The sequence below is a fragment of the Pantoea sp. B65 genome, from assembly GCF_047308185.1.
Lineage (GTDB): Bacteria > Pseudomonadota > Gammaproteobacteria > Enterobacterales > Enterobacteriaceae > Erwinia.
The window spans coordinates 1-890 of record NZ_JAHXPU010000001.1 but is presented as its reverse complement, the minus strand read 5'-3'; the positions used below and the strand labels follow the sequence as shown (position 1 = coordinate 890).

Annotated in this window: 2 protein-coding genes and 1 pseudogene; all 3 read left to right on the top strand. The window is 41.3% G+C overall.

Features of this window, described 5'->3' with window-relative positions; genetic code table 11:
- On the top strand, positions 1-253 hold a 253-nt coding region (locus JWF83_RS00015; RefSeq protein ID WP_413647860.1), incomplete at its 5' end, for an HNH/endonuclease VII fold putative polymorphic toxin.
- 12 nt (positions 254-265) lie between these two features.
- Positions 266-655 (top strand): Imm50 family immunity protein, encoded by a 390-nt coding sequence (locus JWF83_RS00010; RefSeq protein WP_413647859.1) that lies wholly within the window; start codon positions 266-268, stop codon positions 653-655.
- 68 nt (positions 656-723) lie between these two features.
- A pseudogene (locus JWF83_RS00005) lies at positions 724-890 on the top strand (RHS domain-containing protein); the annotation flags it as partial.

Here is an 890-nt window from a genome sequence, read left to right as displayed (position 1 = left end):
TGCTAAATTAGGTGATGGATATGATAATTTTGTGCGCGATAAAAATGGTATTCCTTTAGAAACCCGGCAATACCATTACAAAGAAAGAAATGGTTCAACCGTCATTATTCAGGAACATAGCTTAGGGCATTCTAAAGCAATCTCTTTACATGGAGCCGAACCCCACTTTAACGTAAGACCGTTAGAACCGGGAACAGGGAATATTTCGATTACAGGGAGTGTTTTTGGCACTCATGGGCATTACAACTTTTAATAAGGTATTGATATGTGGTTTGATAATGCTCTGCACAAAGAAAAAATAACCCATATGTTTGATGGAGGGTTAGACATATGCAATGCAGAATTGACTGGCTTTTCATTTTATGGTCATTCTTCAGTAAAGTTCTCTTTCAATATAAAAGGGATTCCGGAGAAACACCCAAAAAAATGGGATGGATATAACTATAGTGCAATTAATTTGGTGCTGGGGTTTGATGGGGTAAGAAACTTTAAATGTGAGGGGAGAAGAGTGTTTTTTTTCTGTGATCCGCAAGTGAATTCTTTACCTGGAATAGCAACAGTTACAATCAAAAATGAACACTTTGAAATTTATTGTGAGTCCGAGTTTCTAACTATTGAGTCAATTAGTCCTTATATAGATGAACGCTGGGACTAATGTAAATTGTAAAATAGCAAGAGCCATGAGTGAACCGAGCATTTTTTCTCACATTTGAATTTTCAGCTATAGATTATGAGCCGCTGGCGCGCATTGACGGGGTGCGGGCCCCGGAGATTTACTGGTTTCACAACCAGGTGAACGGCATGCCGGAGCGGCTGACCGATGCGGAAGGCGGGCTGCGCTGGGAAGGACACAACAGCGCCTGGGGCAAACTGCTGCGTGAAACCTCGTC

Bases quoted from the DNA above. Each gene is read 5' to 3' on its own strand.
- JWF83_RS00010 (WP_413647859.1), top strand. From the start codon at position 266: ATGTGGTTTGATAATGCTCTGCACAAAGAAAAAATAACCCATATGTTT.